This window comes from uncultured Sphaerotilus sp. (genome assembly GCF_963924895.1).
Classification (GTDB): domain Bacteria; phylum Pseudomonadota; class Gammaproteobacteria; order Burkholderiales; family Burkholderiaceae_C; genus Sphaerotilus.
Map to the genome: position 1 here is coordinate 23,698 of NZ_CAWURG010000016.1, position 19,736 is coordinate 43,433.

A 19,736-nucleotide genomic window follows, 5' to 3' on the forward strand; every position below is an offset into this window, starting at 1 on the left:
ATCCTGCTACCGAAGCAGGCCTGGAGTGAGAAAAATTGAGGCAGTTGACGCACACCCTGGCATTGGGGCGCGTCTGGTCTCTGCCGGAGTAGTGATTCATGCCTTTGATCCTCGCTGTCGACGACTCCGCCTCCATGCGGCAGATGGTCTCCTTCACGCTGAAAAACGCCGGGTACCAGGTGGTAGAGGCCGTCGATGGGGCCGATGCCTGGGACAAGGCGGGGCGTCAGGTGTTCGATCTCATCCTGACCGACCAGAACATGCCCCGCCTGGACGGGATCTCGCTGACCCGCAAATTGCGCGACACCTCGCAATACCAGGCGGCGCCGATTCTCATCCTGACCACCGAGTCCAGTGACGAGATGAAGCAGGCCGGCCGCGACGCCGGTGCGACCGGCTGGCTGGTCAAGCCCTTTGACGCCATCAAGCTGCTCGAAGTCATTCGAATGGTCATACGCTGAGCACGGCGTTCACCCCCAGGCGCACTCCATGACCGACCCTACCAAGGATCACCGAGACGCCTCCGGCGACGGCGGCCTCGATCTCCAACAGTTCCACCAGACCTTCTTCGAAGAGGCGGCCGAAAATCTGCAGCGCATGGAGCAGTTGCTGCTCGCGCTCGACCCGGCCGCAGTGGACGACGAGACGCTGAACGCGATCTTCCGCGTCGCCCACTCGATCAAGGGCGGCGCCGCCACCTTCGGGTTCACCGAAGTGGCCGAGCTGTCGCACGAGATGGAAACGCTGCTCGACCGGCTGCGGCGCCATGAACTCGCACCGTCGCCACCGATGGTCGACGTCCTGCTGCGTGGCGGTGACGCGCTGTGGGCACAGCTGTCGTTTCGCCAGGGCCAGACGCCCGAAACCCCCGCCATCGACACCCTGGTGGCCGACATCCGCCAACTCGCCCGCCTGAGCAGCCAGCAGGGCGCGGCACCGTCCGCACCGGTGACGCAGGCCCGCAGGCTGGAGCCAGGGCAGCGCGAGCTGGAGGTGCGCATCGGTCCGCTGGAGCACGCCAGTTCGGTCAACAACCTGCACGAACTGTTCGACGAGATTCCAGGTCTGGGCGAGATGCGCCCGCTGGACTTCGGCGAAGCGGTCGACGGCATGCGCCGCTTCTGCGTGACGACCAGCTGCACCGACTCGGAGTTGCTGGACCTGTTCAGTTTCCATGTCGAGCGCCAGCTGGTGCACCTGAGTGCGCTCGGCCTGGGCTACGGGTTCCATGAAGGCAACCCGGGTGCGCCGACGCAGGACGATCGCAAGGCGGCGACCGAGACACCAGCGGCAGCCGCCTCGACGGCTGTGGCGGCTGTGGCGGCAACTGCGGCTGCTCCGCGGGCCGCCGGTGGTGGGGCCGGTGCCTCGGTGGATGCGACGACGCTGCGTGTGTCGGTGGACAAGGTCGACCAGCTCATCAATCTGGTGGGCGAGCTGGTGATCACGCAGGCCATGCTGATCCAGAGCAGCCGCGCGCTGGACCCGGTGGCCCACCAGGCCCTGCTGGCGTCGATCAGTCTGGTGGAGCGCAATTCGCGGGATCTGCAGGACGCCGTGATGTCGATCCGCATGATCCCGATGTCGGCTGTCTTCAGCCGTTTCCCGCGCATGTTGCGCGACCTGTCGGGCAAGCTGGGCAAGCAGGTCGAGCTGGTCACCATCGGCGAAGCCACCGAGCTGGACAAGGGCCTGGTCGAAAAGATCACCGACCCGCTGACCCACCTGGTGCGCAACTCCTGCGACCACGGCATCGAGCTGCCCCAGGTCCGCACCCAGAGCGGCAAGACCGCGCACGGCACGATCACGCTGTCGGCGTGGCACCAGGGCGGCTCGGTCGTGATCGAGGTGCGTGACGACGGCAAGGGGCTGTCGCGCGAGAAGCTGCTGTCCAAGGCCCGCGAGCGCGGCCTGTCGGCGCCGGATTCACTGACCGACACGCAGGTCTGGAACCTGATCTTCGAGCCGGGCTTCTCGACGGCGGATGTCGTCACCGACGTTTCCGGCCGTGGGGTCGGCATGGACGTGGTGAAGAAGAACATCACCGGCCTGGGCGGGCGGGTCGAGATCGACTCGGCGCCGGGCTGCGGCATGAGCGTCAAGGTGCGCCTGCCGCTCACGCTGGCCATCATGGACGGCATGAGCGTGTCCGTGCGCGACGAGGTCTACATCCTGCCGATGGGCTCGGTGGTCGAGAGCGACCTGATCGGCCCCGACACCATCCGCTCCCTGGGCGCGGGCAGCCGCGTCGCCAAGGTGCGCGAGGACTATCTGCCGGTGGTCGATCTGGCCGAGCTGCTCGGCTCGCCAGCGACCGAAGGCCAGGCGGCACCGGGCATCATGGTCATCGTCGAATCGGAGGGGATGCGGGCGGCGCTGCTGGTCGACGAGCTGGTCGGGCAGCAGCAGGTGGTGGTGAAGAACCTGGAAACCCACTTCCGGCGCATTCCCGATGTCTCGGGCGCCACCATCCTCGGCAATGGCAAGGTGGCGCTGATCCTCGACGTGGGTTCGCTGGTCAGCCGGCGCTGACGCCCATTGGCCGGGGGATGCGCTCTCCCGGTCTCAGCTGGTGGCCTGCCGCAGCGTTTCGCTCACCGGGCGGCGCAGCACCTCGCGCAGGCTCCACCAGCCCGCACCCAGCGCCAGCAGGGCGCCCGCCACCGAGCCGAACAGCGGCACCCACAGCGGCGGGTTCCACTGGAAATTGAACACCTCTCGTGCCAGCGCCCAGCCCACGGCGAGCGCAGCCGCCGAGGCCAGCAAGCCCGCCAGCGCCCCCACGCCCAGCAGTTCCGCCCGCTGCACCTGCCGCAGCAGCACGCTGCTGGCGCCCATTGCCCGCAGCAGCGCGAACTCGCGGGCGCGCGCTTCACGGGTGGCACTCACGGCGGCGAACAGCACCAGCAGGCCCGCGCACAGCGTGAAGCCGAACAGGAACTCCACCGCCTGGATCACCTGGTCCAGCACCCGCTGCACCTGACCGATCTGGGCCGAGACATCGACGTTGGTGATGTTCGGGTAGTCGTGCGCCAGCGCGGCGTCGAAGCCTGGCTTGGCTGGCGCCCGCAGGGCGGCGATGTAGGTCGCGGGCAGGTCCGGCATGGCGCTGCGCGGGAACATCACGAAGAAGTTCACCCGCATCGAGCCCCAGTCCACCTTGCGCAGGCTGCTGATGCGGCCGTCGATCGGCGTGCCGGCGATGTCGAAGCGCAGCTGGTCGCCGAGCTTGAGCCCCAGCGTCTTCGCCAGGCCCTCCTCGACGCTCAGACCATCGGCTTCATCTGCCTTCCACTGGCCGGCGACCACCTCGTTGTGGCTGGGCAGCGCCGCGCTGTGGCTGAGGTTGAACTCGCGCTCGACCAGCCGCTGCGCGCGTGCATCCGGGTAGCTCGACGGGCCGACCTCGCGGCCGTTCACCGCCACCAGCCGGCCGCGGATCATCGGGTACCAGTCGTAGCTGGCCACCCCCGCCGTGGCCAGCGACTGCCGGAAGGCCTGCCCCTGCTCGGGCAGGATGTTGATGACGAAGCGGTTCGGCGCATCGGTCGGCGTGGCGGCGCGCCAGCTGGAGATCAGGTCGGTGCGCAGCAGCACCAGCAGCATCAGCGCCATCAGCCCCAGCGCCAGCGCGCTGACCTGCAGCACGGCCAGCGCCGGCCGCGCGCTCAGGCTGCGCGTGGCCAACGTGAGCCAGCGCGGCGCGCCCACCTCCGGCACGGCCCACCGCAGCGCCTGCACCGCCAGCCACGCCGCGCCCGCGAACACCGCCCACGCCGCCGCGAAACCCCCGACGGCGATGGCGCCGAGCTTCGGGTCCTGCGCTACGACCATCAGCAGTGCGGCGTAGCCCGCCAGACCGGCCAGCAGCACGACCAGTGAGGCGGCCCGCAGATCGCCCAGATCACGCCGGATCACCCGCAGCGGTGGCACCTGCGCGAGCTGCAGCACCGGCGGCAGCCCGAACGCCGCCACCAGCACCATGCCCACAGCCAGCCCGAACACGCCGGGCCACACACTCGGCGCCGGCAGGTTCGCCTCAACCAGACCCGCCAGCAGCACGACGAACACCTGGTGCACCGCCAGCCCGATCAGCACGCCCAGCAGACTCGCCGCCACGCCGACCAGTGCCAGTTCCAGCCCGTAGATCGCCGCGATCCGCCGCTGCGGCAGCCCGAGCACACGCAGCATCGCGCAGGCGTCCAGATGCCGCGCCGCAAAGCCGCGCGCCGCGATCGCCACCGCCACCGCCGCCAGCAGCGCCGCCAGCACGGCCACCAGTTGCAGGAACTGCCCCGCGCGGTCCAGCGTCTGGCGCATCTCGGGGCGGGCGTTGTCCATCGACTCGACCCGCGTGCCGCGCAGGCGCTCGCGCTCGACCGTGGCGTCCACCCAGGCGACGTAGCCGCGCACGGCGGCCTGCGCGGCTGCCCGCCGGCTCGCATCGGTGGCGACCACGGCCAGGCGCCAGTTCACCCGGCTCGCGGGCTGGATGAGGCCGGTGGCGGCCAGATCGGCCTCGGCCAGCAGCACGCGGGGCGCGAAGCTCATGAAGCCGGCGTCCCGGTCCGGCTCGACCCGCAGCACTTGGGCAATGCGCAGCGTGGCGTCGCCGAGCAGCAGCGGGTCGCCCACCTGCACGGCCAGCGCGTCCAGCACCGACGCATCGACCCAGACGGTGCCGGCGGCAGGTCCAGTGGTCTGCGTGCGCACCGGGCCGGTGGCGCTGTCGCTGACGCCCAGCGTGCCGCGCAGCGGGTAGCCAGCCGACACCGCTTTCACGGACACCAGTTTCGAGGCGCCGCCGCGGTCGTCTGGCGCGCGGGCCATGCTGGGGAAGCGCACGTTGCGGGCGGTCTTCAGGCCCATCTCGCGGGCGGTGGCCTCGAAGCTGGCGGGCAGCGGCTGGTCGCTGGCGACCACGGCGTCGCCGCCCAGCAGCGTCAGCGCATCCCGCGCCAGCCCGGCCTGCAGGCGGTCGGCGAAGAAACCGACGGCGCAGATCGCCGCCACCGCCAGCGCCACCGCCACCAGCATCAGCCGCAGCTCGCCGGCCCGGAAGTCGCGCAGCAGTTGCCGCCAGGCCAGTTGCAGCACCGAAGGGGGCTTGTTCGGGGCGGGGGAGGCGACGGCGGCAGCGTGGGTGTTCATGCCGCCAAGGTACACCACCGCGCCCGTCCCGGCCGAACGCTGTGTGCAAAGGCACAGAATGGCGGAGGCCGGACGCTGCGCTTCAATGAGGTCACCATGCACACACACGCCTTGCCCCCGCTCTACCTGTCGCACGGCTCGCCGATGATCGCCATCGAGACGTCGCCGGCTGCGCAGTTCCTCGACCGCCTCGGCCCGGCCATCGACCGCACCTTCGGCCGGCCGCGCGCGGCGGTGGTGGTGTCGCCGCACTCGTCGACGCGCCAGCCGATGGTGCTGGCAGGTGCCCGCCACGAGGCGATCCACGACTTCGGCGGCTTTCCGGCGGAGCTGTATGCCCAGCGCTACGACGCCCGTGGCGACACACTGCTGGCCCACGAGGTGTCGCGCCGGCTGGGCGAGGCGGGCATTCCGGCGCAGGCGGTGGACGCCAGCGGTCTCGACCATGGCATCTGGACGGTGATGAAGCGCGCCTGGCCGGGGGCCGAGGTGCCGGTCGTGCCGCTGACGCTGGTGCCGACCTGGACCCCGGCACAGCTCTGGGCGGCGGGCCGTGCGCTGTCGGCGCTGGCCGAGGACGGCGTGCTCGTCATCGGCAGCGGCGCGATGACGCACAACCTGCGGCGCTTCTTCGGCCCGCGCTCGGTGCCGGACGGGCGGATCGAGCCGGACGTGGTCGCCTTCCAGGACTGGGTGCACGCCCGCGGCACGGCGCGCGACTGGCCCGCGCTGCTCGACTACCGCCAGCAGGCCCCCGGCGCCGCGCTGCAGCACCCGACGGACGAACACTGGCTGCCGTTCTACATCGCCGCGGGGGCGGGCGGCGAAGCGTCGCCGGCCGTGGCCATCCACCGCAGCGTCGATGCCGGCGTGCTGGCCATGGACAGCTTCGCCTTCGGCCCGCACGCTGGCGCGCTGGCGGCGGCGCTGGCCTGAGGACCGCCGCGCCGACCCGTGTGGCGTGGCTCAGCCCGGGTTGTCGATGTCGATGAACTGGTGCGCGATGCCGAACTGCGCGGCCAGATGCGCGCCGAGGGCCTGCACGCCGTAGCGCTCGGTGGCGTGGTGCCCGCAGGCCATGAAGGCCACGCCGGTCTCGCGGGCGATGTGCGCCTGCGGCTCGGAAATCTCGCCGGTCAGGTAGACGTCGGCCCCGGCCGCGATCGCCGATTCGAACCAGCTCTGCGCGCCGCCAGTGCACCAGGCGACGCGCTGCACCGTGCGGCCATCTCCAGGTGCCACCACTGGCGTGCGGCCAAGGCGCGTGCCGACCCGGGCGGCCAGGGCCTCCAGCGTGCAGCCGCCATCGACCGGCCGGCCGATCACGCCGAGCGCCTTGTCGCCAAACGTGCCCTCGGTGACCAGCCCCAGGTGGGCGCCGAGCCGCGCGTTGTTGCCGAGCGTGGGGTGGGCGTCCAGCGGCAGGTGGTAGGCGTAGAGGTTGATGTCGTGGCGGAGCAGGGTGGCCAGGCGCTGCTTCATCCAGCCGGTGACGCGGCCGTCCTGCCCGCGCCAGAACAGGCCGTGGTGGACGAGGATGGCGTCCGCGCCGCTGGCGGCTGCGGCCTCGATCAGGGCCAGGCTGGCGGTCACCCCGCTGACGAGGCGCCGCACCTCGGCGCGGCCCTCCACCTGTAACCCGTTGGGACCATAATCGGCGAACCGGGCCACCTCCAGACACTGCTCCAGATGGTCGGCCAGACCGGTTCTGTGTGCCACGTTCTCAGTCATTTTCGATCTCCATGCGCAGGCTCTGGCTCGTATTCTCTCAAGCGGTCACGGTGGCCCTGGCCGTGGTCTTCGTGCTGGCCACGCTGAAACCGCAGTGGATCGGTTCCCCCGCGGGCGGTGCGCCGGTGCAGCTGAACATTTCCCAGGGGCCCGCCGCCGTGTCTTCCGGGGCCTCTTCCAGCCCGGGCAGTTTCGCACCGGCGGCGCGGCGGGCGTCGCCATCGGTCGTGAGCGTGGTCACCAGCGTGGCCGCCGACCCCAAGCGCAAGGGCGGCAATCCGGCCGATCCCTGGTTCCACCGCTACTTCGGCGACCAGGAAGGCCCGACCGGCGGCACTGGATCAGCGGTGATCGTGTCGCCGGACGGCTACCTGCTGACCAACAACCACGTGGTCGAGAACGCCGGCCAGATCGAGATCGGTCTGGCAGACGGCCGGCGCGTCGCGGCCAAGGTGATCGGCACCGATCCGGACAGCGACCTCGCGGTGCTGAAGGTGGCGCTCAAGGACCTGCCCGCCATCACCTTCGGTGACGCCGACAGCCTGCAGGTCGGTGACGTCGTGCTGGCCATCGGCAACCCGTTCAATGTGGGGCAGACGGTGACTTCGGGCATCGTCAGCGCCATCGGCCGCACCGGGCTGGGGCTGAACACCTTCGAGAACTTCATCCAGACCGACGCCGCCATCAACCCGGGCAATTCGGGCGGTGCGCTGGTCGATGCCACGGGGCAGCTGCTCGGCATCAACACGGCGATCTACTCGCGCTCGGGTGGCAGCATGGGCATCGGCTTCGCGATCCCCGTGTCCACGGCGCGGCAGGTGATGGAAGGCCTGATCACCGAAGGCGTGGTGACCCGTGGCTGGATCGGCGTGCAGCCGAGCGACCTGACCGCCGACATGGCCGAGTCCTTCAAGCTCAAGGTGGACCACGGCGTGCTGATCACCGGCGTGCTGCAGGATGGTCCGGCCAGTGCCGCTGGCATGCAGCCGGGTGATGTGGTGCTGAAGGTCGGCACGGCCAATGTGGCCAACACGGCGCAGCTGCTCAATGCGGTGGCGGCGCTCAAGCCGTTGTCGGCCGCGGTGATCACGGTGCAGCGTGGCGAGCAGACGGTCAACCTGACCGTGAAGGTGGCGCAACGGCCGAAAGCCAAGATCGCCAGCCGCAAACCGGCCGAGTGAGCCAGCCGGGCCCGGCTGGCTACCCAGTCAGTCCGCGATCAGTCCGCTGCCCCCGGTTCCGCTTCCGGGGCCTGCGTGTGCTTCAGAACAAACTGCGAAGCGAGGATGCCCACTTCGTAGAGCAGGCCCATTGGCACCAGCAGCGCGACCATCGACACCGCGTCCGGCGGTGTGACCAGTCCGGCAGCGGCGGCCGCAGCCACCCAGAAGTAGCGGCGGAACTCGCGCAGCTGTTCGACGGTGATGATGCCCAGGCGAGCCAGCACCACCACGGCCACCGGCACCTCGAAGGCCACACCGAAGGCGATGAACATCGTGATGACGAAGTCCAGATAGGCTTCGATGTCGGGGCTCACCGCCACCGAGGCTGGCGCCATCGACTGGATGGCCGGAAATGCCTGACCGAACACGAAGAAATAGCAGAACGACACACCCGTGTAGAACAGCACCGTGCTGCTAGTCACCAGCGGCAACACCAGCCGGCGCTCGTGCTTGTACAGACCCGGCGCCACGAAGGCCCAGATCTGGTACAGCACCCATGGCAGGGCCGCGCCGAAAGCGACCAGCAGCGTCACCTTGATCGGGATGAGGAAGGGCGAGACGACGCCGACGGCGATCATCTTCGAGCCGGCCGGCAGTGCCTTGACCAGCGGCAGCGCCAACAGGTCGTACATGCGTGACGGGCCAGGAAAGAGGCAGAGCAGCGCGAAGATCGCACCGACGCCGTAGACGGTCTTGAGCAGGCGGTCGCGCAGCTCGATCAGGTGGCTGACGAAGGGCGCTTCGGTGCCTTGCAGCTCATCGGTGGGTGTGGGCATGGAACCAGGGGATCAGAACGATCGCGTCGAGCGCACAGGGCGGAATCGTGCCACCCGGGCGGCGCCGGACTGCACATGGCGGCGCACGTTTTCGCTCTTCTTGTACCACTGGGGCACCGCAGAACGCTTGATGCGCCAGTTCTTCTTCGGGGCCTTGTAGGCCGGGGCTGGCGTGCTGTCCCAGTTGTAGGGCTCGTAGGTCGGCGTGTCGCTGTCGACATGCTGGCCCAGGGCCGCATTGACGTCGCGGGTGGCGTCGTTCAGTCCGCTGGACACCGACTGGCTCACGTCACGGGCCGCCGTCTCGAACTGCTCGCGGACCTTGTTCAGCTCCTCCAGCTCGATCGAGCGGTTGACCTCGGACTTGACGTCGGCGACGTAGCGCTGCGCCCGGCCGATCAGCGTGCCGGCCATGCGGGCCACCTTGGGCAGCCGCTCCGGGCCGATCACGACCAGCGCGATCCCGGCCACGAGCATGATCTTGGCAATGCCGATGTCGAACATGGATCAGGTCACTGCTTGGTCTTGACTTCGACGTCGATGGCTTGGCCGTCGAGGCGCTTTTCGGCGACGACCTGGGCGGCCGGCGCAGCGGTGGTGGCCGCGGCTGCGGGGTCGGTCTTGTCGCTGTCCTTGACGCCATCCTTGAAGCCCTTGACGGCGGAACCGAGGTCCGAGCCGATGCTCTTGAGCTTCTTGGTGCCGAAGACCAGCACGATGATGACAAGGAAGATGATCAGGTGTGTGGTGGACAGGCCCATGGCGGTGCTCCGGTGCAGTGGTGCGGTGGTGTGTGGGGTCGACCGTGACGTGAGGTTGTGACGTCGGTCGACAGTGCAGGGAATTCTAGGTCAGCCGTGTTTCCAGGGCCGGGGGCCGCCCATTACGTGCAGGTGCAGGTGGTAGACCTCCTGCCCGCCGTCCGGACCGGTATTGATCACGGTGCGAAATCCGTTGGTGGCGCCTTGCTCGACCGCGAGCCGGGGGGCCAGCGTCAGCATGCGGCCCAGCAAGGCCTCGTGCTCGGCGGTCACGTCGCCCAGACCCGCCACGTGCTGCCGCGGAATGATCAGCAGGTGCACGGGCGCGGCCGGACGGATGTCCTTGAATGCGATCAGCTCGTCGTCTTCATAGACCTTCTGAGCGGGGATCTCGCCAGAGGCGATGCGGCAGAACAGGCAGTTCGGATCGTGGCTCATGGAACGGGCGTGGTTGGAGGTCAGGGCGTCAGCGGGTGGACGGGGACTGGTTGGTCACGGCTGCGGCCGTGTGCGTAGGACTCGGAGAACCGGCGAAGGTTGCACCGGCCCGGCTCATGCCTTGGGACGGCTGGCGAACTCGGCCAGTCCGGACAGGCCTTCGCGGCGCTCCAGCTCGGCGATCACGTCGGCCGGTGTCAGCCCGAACTGGGTCAGCGCGACAACGCTGTGGAACCACAGGTCGGCCACTTCGTAGACGATCTTCTGCGCGTCACCGTCCTTGGCGGCGATCACCACCTCGGTGGCCTCCTCGCCGATCTTCTTCAGGATGGTGTCGGTGCCCTTGTGGAACAGGCGCGCGACATAGCTCTTGTCCGGATCGCCGCCGCGGCGCGAGGCGATGACCTCGGCGAGGCGGGCCAGGCTGTCCTGGGAGGTCGGGGGCGTCTGCATCGTCATGGTCTGGTTCAGGGCTTGGCGTAGATGGTGCTGGGATCCTTGAGGACCGGGTCGACGGCTTGCCAGGCAAGCTGCCCATCCGCGTCGGGCACGAGCCGTTCGTAGAAGCAGGAATGGCGCCCGGTGTGGCAGGCGATGCCGGGTTCGTGGCCGTGCTGCGTCACCTTCAGCAGCACGACGTCCTGGTCGCAGTCGATGCGGATCTCGTGCACCTGCTGCACATGGCCGGATTCCTCGCCCTTGTGCCAGAGGCGCTTGCGTGAGCGGCTCCAGTACACGGCTTCACCACGCTCGGCGGTGAGCGCCAGCGCCTCGCGGTTCATCCACGCGAACATCAGCACGTCGTTCGTGCCCGCTTCCTGCGCGATCACGGGCACGAGGCCCTCCGCAGTCCATGTGATCTTGTCCAGCCAGTTCATGCGGGGGAGTGTAGCAACCGGGCATGACAGGTCCGCCCGTTCCGTGACAATCTCCCCATGGCACACCTTGACCCTGTTCAATCCCTCGCCACGCCCCCGGTGGTGATCACGCTCGGCGATGCGCTGGGCATCGGCCCGGAAATCATCCTGCGCGCCTTCCTCGACGGCCGCACCGGCCCGGCCGGCCAGACGCTGGTGATCGGCGAGCCCGCGGTGCTGCGCCGTGCGGCGGCGGTGTGGCGCCAGCGGGCCGATGTGCCGGAGCTGCCCATCGCCGTGATCGATGCGGTGGCCGATCTGCCGCAGGTGCCGCCCGGTGCGCTGCCGGTGCTGCTGCCGAGCTGGCGCTGTCCGGAACTCGCGCAGGCGCCGTGGGGCACGGTGGACGCCCGCTGCGGCCGGCTCGCGGCGGCCTGCATCCGCGACGCGGTGGCGCTGGCCAGCCGGGGCGAGGTCTCGGCCATCGTCACGGCGCCGATCCACAAGGAAGCGCTGTTCGCTGCGGGCGAGCCGTATCCAGGCCACACCGAGATGCTCGCCGCCGAGAGCGCGCTGCACGGCCAGCCGGCGGACGTCCGCATGATGCTGGCCAACGAGGAACTCAAGACCGTGCTGGTAACGGTGCACTGTGCGCTGCGCGAGGCCATCGAGCGGGTGACCTTCGACGCCGTGCTGTCCACGCTGCGCATCGCCCACGCGAGCGCGGCGCGCTGGGGCCAGCCGACGCCGCGCATCGCCGTGGCCGGGCTGAATCCGCATGCCGGCGAGGGCGGGCTGTTCGGCCGCGAGGAGATCGAGGTCATCGCGCCGGCCATTGCCGCGGCGCGCGCCGAGGGCATCGACGCCCGCGGCCCCTACGCGCCCGACACGGTGTTCATGCGCGCCCGCACCGGCGAGTTCGACCTGGTGCTGGCGATGTACCACGACCAGGGGCTGATCCCGGTGAAGTACCTGGGGGTGGAGCAGGGCGTCAATGTCACGCTCGGCCTGCCCTTCGTGCGCACCAGCCCGGACCACGGCACGGCCTTCGACGTGGCCGGGCGCGGCGTGGCGGATGCGTCGAGCCTGGTCGCCGCGCTGGCGATGGCGCGGCGCTTGGCGGGGGAAGCGCCCCCCGCTCAGCGCAGCGTGTAGTCGAGCAGGGCGCCGGCGAAGACCGCCGCGCCCACCCAGTGGTTTTCGCGGAAGGCGCGGAAGCAGCCGTCGCGCGAGCGGTCGCGGATCAGCGTCCAGTGCCACAGCGCTTGTGCGGCCGCGACCGCGATGCCGGCGAGGAACAGGGCGCCCAGCCCCGCCTGCAGACCCAGCCAGGTCCAGACCGCCAGATAGACCGCGTAGAACGCCATGATCGCCGCCACGTCCCAGCGGCCCAGCGTGATCGCCGAGGTCTTCATGCCGATCTTCAGGTCGTCGTCGCGGTCGACCATGGCGTACTCGGTGTCGTAGGCCAGCACCCAGAACAGGTTGCCGACCAGCAGCCCCCAGGCCAGCAGCGGCACGTCGGCGCGGGTCGCCGCGAAGGCCATCGGAATGCCGAAGCTGAAGGCCACGCCCAGCACCGCCTGCGGCATCGACACGAAGCGCTTGGCGTAGGGGTAGACCAGCGTCACCGCCAGCGCGCCGAAGGACCAGGCGATGGTCAGCGGATTGGTGGTCAGCACCAGCGCGAAGGCCGCCAGCGCCAAGGCAGCCCCCAGCGCCAGGGCCTCCTTGACGGACACCGCGCCGCTGGTGACCGGGCGCTGCGCGGTGCGCTTGACGTGGCGGTCGAAGTCGCGGTCGGCCACGTCGTTGATGCAGCAGCCGGCGCTGCGCATCAGGATGGTGCCGAACGTGAACACGGCCAGCAGGTGCAGCCCCGGGAACCCGTTCGCCGCGATCCACAACGCGGTCAGCGTGGGCCACAGCAGCAGCAGCCAACCGGCGGGCCGGCTCCAGCGGATCAGGTCGAGGTAGAGAGCGAGCTTCTTCATGCCCGCGATTGTCGCGTCAGAGCATGGTCTCGGGCAGCGAGGGCATCAGATCGGCGGTGCGGGTGTCCTCCAGTTGCAGCTCGCGCGGGCGCATCGGCCGGTCGCGCTCGCGCCATTTGAGGACGAACTCCAGCACCTGGTCCGCCGGCATCGGGCGCGAGGCGAAGTAGCCCTGCACCATGTTGCAGCCCTCGGCTTCGAGCACATTGATCTGCAGCGGCTCTTCCACCCCTTCTGCCACGGTCGACATGCGCAGCGACTTGGCCAGTGCCAGGATGTTGCGCACGATGGAGCGCGCGTCCCGGCTGATCAGCAGTTCACGCACGAAGGCGCGGTCGATCTTCAGCGTGTCGAAGGGGAAGCGGCGCAGGTAGGCCAGCGAGGAGTAGCCGGTGCCGAAGTCGTCCAGCGCGATCTGCACGCCCAGCCGGCGCAGCGCGTGCAGCCGCTCCACCGTGCCGCGGTTGTCGTTGATGAACACCGATTCGGTGATCTCCAGCTCCAGCCGGCCGGGCGCCAGGCCGCTGGTCTTCAGCGCGCGCAGCACGGCCTCGGGCAGGTTCTGCGCCATCACCTGCACGGGCGAGATGTTGACCGCCACCTGCAGGGGATCGGGCCAGCGTGCCGCCTGGCAGCAGGCCTCGGTCAGCGCCCACTCGCCCATTGGCAGGATCAGACCGCTTTCCTCGGCGACCGGGATGAACTCGGCGGGGGTGATCGCGCCGTGTTCCGGGTGATTCCAGCGCAGCAGGGCCTCGAAGCCGATGACCTCCCAGTCGTGCAGGCTGACCTTGGGCTGGTAGTGCAGCGAGAGCTGGTTCTTCTCCATCGCCTCGCGCAGATCGCGCTCCAGCACCAGCCGGCGACGGATCTGCTCGCCCAGGCGGGCGACGAAGAAGCGCATCGAGCCGGTGGCGTTCGCCTTGGCGTCGTAGAGGGCGAGGTCGCCGTTCTGCATCATCTCGTCGACGGTGGTGCCGTCCTGCGGGAAGCGCGCGATGCCAATGCTCACGCGCACTGGCACAGCCGCGCCCATCACCTCGCAGGGCGCGCGCATGGCGTCGACGATGCGCTGGGCCGTGGTGCCGATCTCGGCCTCCTCGCGCACCGAACGCAGCAGCACCGCAAATTCGTCGCCGCCGAGTCGCGCCACGACGTTGTTGCGCCCGACCGCCGCCTTGATGCGCCGCGCGACCTCGACCAGTAGCGCGTCGCCGGTGGCGTGGCCCAGGGTGTCGTTGACGTTCTTGAAGCCGTCCAGGTCCAGGCACATCACGGCCCCCTGGCTGAGGCGCGTGCGGCTGTTCTGCAGCGCGCCTTCGAGCAGCACGCGGAAATGCGCCCGGTTGGTCAGGCCGGTGAGGGTGTCGTAGTGCGCCAGCCAGGCCAGGCGGCGGTCGGCGATGCGGGCCTGCGTCACGTCGCGGGCCACGCCGCGCCAGCCGATGGCGCTGCCGCGCTCGTCCACCAGCGGCTTGGCGGTCATCGACCACCAGCGCTGCTTGCCCTGGACCACCATGGGCAGCATCACGTCCCGGAACGGGTGGCCCTGGGTGAGGCGCTCGTGCAGCGTGTTGGCCGATTCGCGGTCGGCCTCGCTGAGCTTCTTCTGCAGATCGGCCAGCAGCGCGAGCAGCGAGTGGTCGTTGAGGTCTTCCACCGTCAGGCCCAGCGCGCCCGCGAACTGCTTGGAGACGTGCTTGAGGCGGCCGGCCGAGTCGATTTCCCAGAGGACGTCGCTGCCGTGTTCCTCGAAGTCGCGCAGCAGCAGGCCGATGAGCTGGTTCTGGTGCTCGGCCTTCACCTCGGCGCTCACCCGCGCCTGCAGGTTGCGGCGCACGCCCCGCGATGCGCCGATCGCCAGAGCGGTCAGAACGATCCACTGCACCACGCCGTAGGTCTGGAGGCCGGAGCCCCAGCCGACATAGCTGGCCAGTGTGCCCAGGCTCAGGGCGCCGGTGAAGGCGTACATGGCCCGCGGCATCGACAGCAGCGTCAGGGCGCCGGCGCTCAGCATCGCGACCATCGACAGGCCGATGGTGAGCTGGTGGGCGGGTTGCCCGTCGAAGACCAGCGAAGCCGGGGCCAGACTCCAGACCGTGCCGGTGAGCGCGGCGTGAAGGTCGTAGCTGGTGATGCGCCGGACCGAGACCGAGCTGACACGCTGGCGGCGGTGGCTGAACCAGAATTGCAGCTGCGCCAGCGTGAGCGCCACGATTCCTGTCAGCCACACCAGCAGGAGCGCCTGCGGGATCTGGTTCGAGGCGGTGAAGCTCAGCAGCAGCGCGTTCATCAGCGACATGCCGGCCATCCACGGCAGCGTGCGCAGGACGGCGGCATGCTGGCGCAGCCGGACCCGGGCATCGACGGCGGCCTCGGAGGACTGCACCGAACTCCGCCGATCGTTTCGACGGCGCTCTGCCTCGCGCCGCCGGAGCGCCGTCGAGGAAGATCGGTTCGTTTTCGGGGAGGAGGGCATCGGGAAACTCGCAACCGGACATGACGGACCATGTCCCCATTGCAGGTTTCGGCACCGATGCCGTCAGCTTGAGCCGGTGATGCGCTTCGAACGCCCGGAAAAGGCCGAGTCGGATCAGTCGGTCACGCGGTGCACCCCCGGCAGGGGGCACTGGTAGACGGCGTTGCGCAGTGCGGCGATCGCCTCGTAGCGCGTGAAGGAGCGCCGCCAGGCCAGCACCACCCGGCGGGTCGGCACCGGGTCGCTGAACGGGATGTAGCGCAGCAGCGAGGGGTGGTCCGCCGTCCCGTGGTCCACTGGCACCGACAGTTGTGGCACCACGGTGATGCCCATGCCCGAGGCCACCATGTGCTTGATCGTCTCCAGCGACGAGCCCTCGAAGCTCTTGCGGATGCCTTCGGTGTCGCTGGAAAAGCGGGCAAATTCCGGGCAGACCTCCAGCACGTGGTCGCGGAAGCAGTGGCCGGTGCCGAGCAGGAGCATGGTCTGCTGCTTCAGTTCGGCCGAGGAGATCGACGTCCGCGTTGCCAGCGGGTGGTGCCGCGGCACGGCCACCATGAAGGGCTCGTCGTAGAGCGGTGCGATGGCCAGCCCGGTGTCGGGGAAGGGTTCGGCCAGGATGGTGCAGTCCAGCTCGCCGGTGCGCAGCATTTCCAGCAGGCGCACGGTGAAGTTCTCGTGCAGCATCAGCGGCATCTGCGGCACGTGTTCGATGGCGTTGCGCACCAGATCGGGCAGCAGGTAGGGGCCGATGGTGTAGATCACGCCCAGCCGCAGCGGACCGGCCAGCGGATCCTTGCCGCGGCGCGCGATTTCCTTGATGGACGCCGCGCTTTCCAGCGTCGCCTGGGCCTGGCGGATGATCTCCTCGCCCAGCGGCGTGACGCTGACTTCGCTGCCGCCGCGCTCGAAGAGCTTGACCTCCAGCTCCTCCTCCAGCTTCTTGATGGCCACCGACAGCGTGGGCTGGGACACGAAACAGGCTTCCGCCGCCCGGCCGAAGTGCCGCTCTCGGGCGACGGCCACGATGTAACGCAGTTCGGTGAGGGTCATGGCGGGTCCCGGGCGCGCGGCAACGGCGCCGCATGGCTGGATTGTGCTCAAAACGTGGGACAGTGTCATGGTGCCTGCCCGGATGACAGCGCCGCCGCTCGGCAGGAGAATGTGGCGTGCGGGCATCGGCCGGATTTCTGCAGGCCCGAAAACGGGTCTGTTGTCAGTGATGCGAATCTATAATTCGCGGCGTTTTTGCTTGATCGTCATCAACACCTACATATGAGCAAACAGATACTTGCCACGGTCGCTTCCGCTTTTGCACTCGCAGCCGGTGTGTCTTCCGTGCATGCTCAGGACAACCCGGCCGGAGATGCGGTCAACGGTCAGAAGAAGGCCGCGATGTGCATCGGCTGCCACGGTATTCCGGGCTACCGCGCCAGCTTTCCCGAAATTCACCAGGTCCCGATGATCTCGGGCCAGGGTGCCAAATACATCGTGTCGGCGCTCAACGCCTACAAGAAGGGCGAGCGCAAGCACCCCACGATGCGTGGCATCGCCGGCTCGCTGTCGGACCAGGACATGGCCGATGTGTCGGCGTTCTACGCCAGCCACCAGGCGCCGGCCTCCACGGCGGTGGCTCCTGCACCGAGCGCGGTCGTGGCCGAGTTGCTCAAGAAGGGCAACTGTGCGTCCTGCCACGGCGAGGGCCTGAACAAGCCGATCGACGGCTCCTACCCCAAGCTGGCGGGTCAGCACGCGGACTACCTGTTCGTGGCGCTCAAGGCCTACAAGGTCGAGAACAACCCCAACGTTGGTCGTGGCAACGCGATCATGGGTGGCATGGCCAAGCCGTTCTCGAATGCCGAACTGCAGTCGCTGGCCAGCTACATCGGCTCGCTGCCCAGCGACCTGCAGGTCGTTCCGAACGCCAAGTTCCGCTGACCGGTCCGACGCGGAGGTTCACCGCTCACGCGGTGACCACCGCGCCAGCAGCAAGGCATTGCTGATCACGCTGACACTGCTGGCGGCCATCGCGGCGCCCGCCACCATCGGGCTCAACAGGCCGAACGCGGCCAGCGGAATGCCCACCACGTTGTAGGCAAACGCCCAGAACAGGTTCTGGCGGATCTTGGCCGTGGTCCGGCGCGAGATGTCGATCGCCTCCGCCACTGCACGCGGGTCACCACGCATCAGCGTGATGCCAGCCGCGTGCATCGCCACGTCTGTCCCCGTGCCGTCGCTGTGCGTGATGGCCATGCCCACGTCGGCCGCTGCCAGCGCCGGCGCATCGTTCAGGCCGTCGCCCACCATCGCCACGCGGGTGCCATCGGCCCGCAAGTTGGCGATGACGCCGGCCTTGTCGCCGGGCAGCACCTCGGCCCGCACTTCGTCGATCCCGAGTTCCCGGCCCACGGCGCCCGCCGCATCGCGGTTGTCGCCGCTGACCAGCAGGGTGCGCACGCCCAGCGCGTGCAGTTGGTCGATCGCTTCGCGGGCGCCGGGCTTGATCGTGTCGCCGAAGGCCAGCAGGCCGAGCAGGGTGGGCACACCGGTTCCGCCGTCTCCCGGCACTTCGGCCAGCCAGGCCAGAGTCTGACCTTGCGATTGCCACTGGTCCGCCTTGCCTTGCAGCGCCGTAACCGGCACGCCCAGTTCATCCATCCAGCGCCGGCTGCCCAGCCGCAGCGCGCGGCCCTGCACCACGCCCATCACGCCACGGCCGGCCTGCGCCGACATCTGCTCGGCGGGCAGGAGGGTCCGGCCTGCGGCGGCCGTGACGACGGCGCGGGCCAGGGGATGCTCGCTGCCTGATTGCAGTGCGGCCGCCCAGCCCAGCACCTCCTCGTCCGACTGGCCCGGTGCCGCGACATGGCCGACCAGCGCCGGCTTGCCGGCCGTGAGCGTGCCGGTCTTGTCGAAGGCGACGATGCGCACGGCGTGGGCGAGTTCGAGCGCCTGCGCGTCCTTGATGAGGATGCCGTGGCGTGCGGCGGCGCCGGTGCCGACCATGATCGCCGCCGGCGTGGCCAGCCCCAGCGCACACGGACAGGCGATCACCAGCACCGCCACCGCCCGCAGCACGGCCATCGTCCAGTCGCCGCTCGTCAGGCCCCAGCCCAGCAGGGTGATGACGGCGATCACCACCACCGCCGGCACGAACACCGCGCTCACCTGGTCGACCAGCCGCTGGATCGGTGCCTTCTTCGCCTGCGCCGACTCGACCATCCGCACGATGCGCGACAGCGTGGTCTCGGCGCCGATGGCCAGCGTGCGCACGACCAGCCGACCTTCGCCATTGACGGCGCCACCCGTCACGCGCTGCCCGGGCTCGCGGGCCACCGGCAGGCTCTCGCCGGTCAGCAGCGATTCATCGACGTGGCTGGCGCCTTCGAGCACCTCGCCATCGACCGGAATGCGCTCGCCAGGGCGAATCACCACCCGGTCGCCGACCCGCAGCCGGCCGAGCGGCCGGTCGGCTTCGGTGCCGTCCGGGCCGATCACGTGGGCCGACTCCGGCGTCAGCGCCTGCAGCGCGCGGATGGCGTCCACCGTGCGGTGCTTGGCGCGGGTCTCCAGCCACTTGCCCAGCATCACCAGCGTGACGACCACGGCGGCGCTCTCGAAGTACAGGTGCGGCATCCCCGAGGTGTCGCTCAGCAGCAGCCAGACCGACAGCGCATAGGCCGCGCTCGTGCCCAGCGCGACCAGCAGGTCCATGTTGCCGCTGCCACTGCGCAGCGCAGCCCAGCCCGCGCGGTAGAAACGCGCCCCGAGCCAGAACTGCACTGGGGTGGCGAGCGCCCATTGCAGCCAGCCCGGCAGCATCCAGTGCACACCGAACACCTCGGCGAGCATCGGCAGCACCAGTGGTGCCGACAGCAGCGCCGCGATCGCCACACGCCGGCCTTCGCTCAGCCACGGCTCGATGACGACGGGCGGCGGCGCGCCTTCCGCGACCTCGTCCGGCACGCTGAAGCCCGTGCGCTTCACGGCCGCCTGCAGCGCCTCGCGGGTGGCGGTGTCGGCGCGGGCCACGACATGGGCCTGCTCGATCGCCAGATTGACCTCGGCCTCGACCACGCCCGGCACCTTTTTCAGCGCCTTCTCGACCCGCGCCACGCACGAGGCGCAGGTCATGCCATCAATGGGCAGGGTCCATTCGCAAAGGGCAGGGTCGGCGGGGTCGGCGGTGTTGACGGTGGTGTCCATGGCGGGACTGTGCCCGGATTCCCGGGCCTCGTCTTGATGCTGGTCAAGCCCGCCCATGCGGGAACATGCGGGAACATTGCACGGACGATCCGCCTACACTGCCCGCATCGCTGTTTGCAG

Annotated in this window: 18 protein-coding genes; 6 read left to right on the forward strand and 12 right to left on the reverse strand. The window is 69.5% G+C overall.

Annotated elements, in window-relative coordinates; all coding sequences use genetic code 11:
- Nucleotides 1-98: 98 nt before the first annotated feature.
- Both AABN02_RS07090 and AABN02_RS07095 read left to right on the forward strand, forming a co-directional pair.
- Nucleotides 99-461 carry a response regulator gene (locus AABN02_RS07090; protein ID WP_338414221.1) on the forward strand — a complete coding sequence of 121 codons (363 nt, stop codon included), beginning with the start codon at nt 99-101 and terminating at the stop codon, nt 459-461.
- A gap of 28 nt (nt 462-489) precedes the next feature.
- Nucleotides 490-2,532, forward strand: coding sequence for a chemotaxis protein CheW (locus AABN02_RS07095; protein WP_338414222.1), 2,043 nt, complete (start codon nt 490-492; stop codon nt 2,530-2,532).
- Between the two features lie 33 nt (nt 2,533-2,565).
- Here AABN02_RS07095 and AABN02_RS07100 read toward each other — a convergent pair whose 3' ends face one another.
- Nucleotides 2,566-5,151 carry an FtsX-like permease family protein gene (locus AABN02_RS07100; protein ID WP_338414223.1) on the reverse strand — a complete coding sequence of 862 codons (2,586 nt, stop codon included), beginning with the start codon at nt 5,149-5,151 and terminating at the stop codon, nt 2,566-2,568.
- A 96-nt stretch (nt 5,152-5,247) separates the two neighbouring features.
- On the opposite strand from AABN02_RS07100, the gene AABN02_RS07105 reads away from it, so the two are divergent.
- Nucleotides 5,248-6,087: a class III extradiol ring-cleavage dioxygenase gene (locus tag AABN02_RS07105; protein ID WP_338414224.1), complete on the forward strand. Its 840-nt coding sequence runs from the start codon at nt 5,248-5,250 to the stop codon at nt 6,085-6,087.
- Between the two features lie 30 nt (nt 6,088-6,117).
- On the opposite strand, the gene AABN02_RS07110 is transcribed toward AABN02_RS07105, so the two are convergent.
- Entirely contained in the window at nt 6,118-6,882 is a 765-nt protein-coding gene (locus AABN02_RS07110) for a Nif3-like dinuclear metal center hexameric protein (protein ID WP_338414225.1), read from the reverse strand.
- 11 nt (nt 6,883-6,893) lie between these two features.
- On the opposite strand from AABN02_RS07110, the gene AABN02_RS07115 reads away from it, so the two are divergent.
- Nucleotides 6,894-8,063 (forward strand): trypsin-like peptidase domain-containing protein, encoded by a 1,170-nt coding sequence (locus tag AABN02_RS07115; RefSeq protein WP_338414226.1) that lies wholly within the window; start codon nt 6,894-6,896, stop codon nt 8,061-8,063.
- Nucleotides 8,064-8,101: 38 nt separating this feature from the next.
- Here the strand turns inward: AABN02_RS07115 and tatC are convergent, their stop codons facing one another.
- From tatC to hisI, 6 genes are all read right to left on the reverse strand, one after another.
- A complete protein-coding gene (tatC, locus tag AABN02_RS07120; RefSeq protein ID WP_338414227.1) occupies nt 8,102-8,881 on the reverse strand; it encodes a twin-arginine translocase subunit TatC in 780 nt (259 codons plus the stop codon).
- A 12-nt stretch (nt 8,882-8,893) separates the two neighbouring features.
- Nucleotides 8,894-9,385 (reverse strand): Sec-independent protein translocase protein TatB, encoded by a 492-nt coding sequence (gene tatB / locus AABN02_RS07125; RefSeq protein WP_338414228.1) that lies wholly within the window; start codon nt 9,383-9,385, stop codon nt 8,894-8,896.
- A gap of 8 nt (nt 9,386-9,393) precedes the next feature.
- On the reverse strand, nt 9,394-9,642 hold the full coding sequence (tatA, locus tag AABN02_RS07130; protein WP_338414229.1) for a Sec-independent protein translocase subunit TatA: 249 nt from the start codon (nt 9,640-9,642) through the stop codon (nt 9,394-9,396).
- A gap of 90 nt (nt 9,643-9,732) precedes the next feature.
- Nucleotides 9,733-10,080, reverse strand: a complete 348-nt coding sequence (locus AABN02_RS07135; protein WP_338414230.1) for a histidine triad nucleotide-binding protein — start codon at nt 10,078-10,080, stop codon at nt 9,733-9,735.
- A gap of 114 nt (nt 10,081-10,194) precedes the next feature.
- Nucleotides 10,195-10,539 (reverse strand): phosphoribosyl-ATP diphosphatase, encoded by a 345-nt coding sequence (locus AABN02_RS07140; RefSeq protein ID WP_338414231.1) that lies wholly within the window; start codon nt 10,537-10,539, stop codon nt 10,195-10,197.
- A gap of 8 nt (nt 10,540-10,547) precedes the next feature.
- Nucleotides 10,548-10,958 (reverse strand): phosphoribosyl-AMP cyclohydrolase, encoded by a 411-nt coding sequence (gene hisI / locus AABN02_RS07145; RefSeq protein ID WP_338414232.1) that lies wholly within the window; start codon nt 10,956-10,958, stop codon nt 10,548-10,550.
- Nucleotides 10,959-11,015: 57 nt separating this feature from the next.
- Here hisI and pdxA point away from each other — a divergent pair, with 57 nt between their 5' ends.
- Nucleotides 11,016-12,092 carry a 4-hydroxythreonine-4-phosphate dehydrogenase PdxA gene (gene pdxA / locus AABN02_RS07150; protein WP_338414233.1) on the forward strand — a complete coding sequence of 359 codons (1,077 nt, stop codon included), beginning with the start codon at nt 11,016-11,018 and terminating at the stop codon, nt 12,090-12,092.
- Here the strand turns inward: pdxA and ubiA are convergent.
- From ubiA to AABN02_RS07165, 3 genes are all read right to left on the reverse strand, one after another.
- The gene (gene ubiA / locus AABN02_RS07155) at nt 12,077-12,931 is read right to left on the reverse strand and encodes a 4-hydroxybenzoate octaprenyltransferase (protein ID WP_338414234.1); all 855 of its coding nucleotides are present in this window, start codon (nt 12,929-12,931) and stop codon (nt 12,077-12,079) included. The genes pdxA and ubiA overlap by 16 nt on opposite strands.
- A gap of 16 nt (nt 12,932-12,947) precedes the next feature.
- Entirely contained in the window at nt 12,948-15,320 is a 2,373-nt protein-coding gene (locus AABN02_RS07160; protein WP_338414235.1) for an EAL domain-containing protein, read from the reverse strand.
- Nucleotides 15,321-15,524: 204 nt separating this feature from the next.
- Nucleotides 15,525-16,463 carry a LysR substrate-binding domain-containing protein gene (locus AABN02_RS07165; protein ID WP_338414236.1) on the reverse strand — a complete coding sequence of 313 codons (939 nt, stop codon included), beginning with the start codon at nt 16,461-16,463 and terminating at the stop codon, nt 15,525-15,527.
- Nucleotides 16,464-16,685: 222 nt separating this feature from the next.
- Between AABN02_RS07165 and AABN02_RS07170 the strand changes: the two genes are divergently transcribed.
- Nucleotides 16,686-17,348 (forward strand): c-type cytochrome, encoded by a 663-nt coding sequence (locus tag AABN02_RS07170; protein WP_338414237.1) that lies wholly within the window; start codon nt 16,686-16,688, stop codon nt 17,346-17,348.
- Between the two features lie 18 nt (nt 17,349-17,366).
- Here the strand turns inward: AABN02_RS07170 and AABN02_RS07175 are convergent, their stop codons facing one another.
- Nucleotides 17,367-19,616 carry a heavy metal translocating P-type ATPase gene (locus tag AABN02_RS07175; protein ID WP_338414238.1) on the reverse strand — a complete coding sequence of 750 codons (2,250 nt, stop codon included), beginning with the start codon at nt 19,614-19,616 and terminating at the stop codon, nt 17,367-17,369.
- Between the last annotated feature and the right edge of the window lie 120 nt (nt 19,617-19,736).

Bases quoted from the DNA above. Each gene is read 5' to 3' on its own strand.
- AABN02_RS07090 (WP_338414221.1), top strand. From the start codon at position 99: ATGCCTTTGATCCTCGCTGTCGACGACTCCGCCTCCATGCGGCAGATG.
- AABN02_RS07095 (WP_338414222.1), top strand. From the start codon at position 490: ATGACCGACCCTACCAAGGATCACCGAGACGCCTCCGGCGACGGCGGC.
- AABN02_RS07100 (WP_338414223.1), bottom strand. From the start codon at position 5,151: ATGAACACCCACGCTGCCGCCGTCGCCTCCCCCGCCCCGAACAAGCCC.
- AABN02_RS07105 (WP_338414224.1), top strand. From the start codon at position 5,248: ATGCACACACACGCCTTGCCCCCGCTCTACCTGTCGCACGGCTCGCCG.
- AABN02_RS07110 (WP_338414225.1), bottom strand. From the start codon at position 6,882: ATGACTGAGAACGTGGCACACAGAACCGGTCTGGCCGACCATCTGGAG.
- AABN02_RS07115 (WP_338414226.1), top strand. From the start codon at position 6,894: ATGCGCAGGCTCTGGCTCGTATTCTCTCAAGCGGTCACGGTGGCCCTG.
- tatC (WP_338414227.1), bottom strand. From the start codon at position 8,881: ATGCCCACACCCACCGATGAGCTGCAAGGCACCGAAGCGCCCTTCGTC.
- tatB (WP_338414228.1), bottom strand. From the start codon at position 9,385: ATGTTCGACATCGGCATTGCCAAGATCATGCTCGTGGCCGGGATCGCG.
- tatA (WP_338414229.1), bottom strand. From the start codon at position 9,642: ATGGGCCTGTCCACCACACACCTGATCATCTTCCTTGTCATCATCGTG.
- AABN02_RS07135 (WP_338414230.1), bottom strand. From the start codon at position 10,080: ATGAGCCACGATCCGAACTGCCTGTTCTGCCGCATCGCCTCTGGCGAG.
- AABN02_RS07140 (WP_338414231.1), bottom strand. From the start codon at position 10,539: ATGACGATGCAGACGCCCCCGACCTCCCAGGACAGCCTGGCCCGCCTC.
- hisI (WP_338414232.1), bottom strand. From the start codon at position 10,958: ATGAACTGGCTGGACAAGATCACATGGACTGCGGAGGGCCTCGTGCCC.
- pdxA (WP_338414233.1), top strand. From the start codon at position 11,016: ATGGCACACCTTGACCCTGTTCAATCCCTCGCCACGCCCCCGGTGGTG.
- ubiA (WP_338414234.1), bottom strand. From the start codon at position 12,931: ATGAAGAAGCTCGCTCTCTACCTCGACCTGATCCGCTGGAGCCGGCCC.
- AABN02_RS07165 (WP_338414236.1), bottom strand. From the start codon at position 16,463: ATGACCCTCACCGAACTGCGTTACATCGTGGCCGTCGCCCGAGAGCGG.
- AABN02_RS07170 (WP_338414237.1), top strand. From the start codon at position 16,686: ATGAGCAAACAGATACTTGCCACGGTCGCTTCCGCTTTTGCACTCGCA.
- AABN02_RS07175 (WP_338414238.1), bottom strand. From the start codon at position 19,616: ATGGACACCACCGTCAACACCGCCGACCCCGCCGACCCTGCCCTTTGC.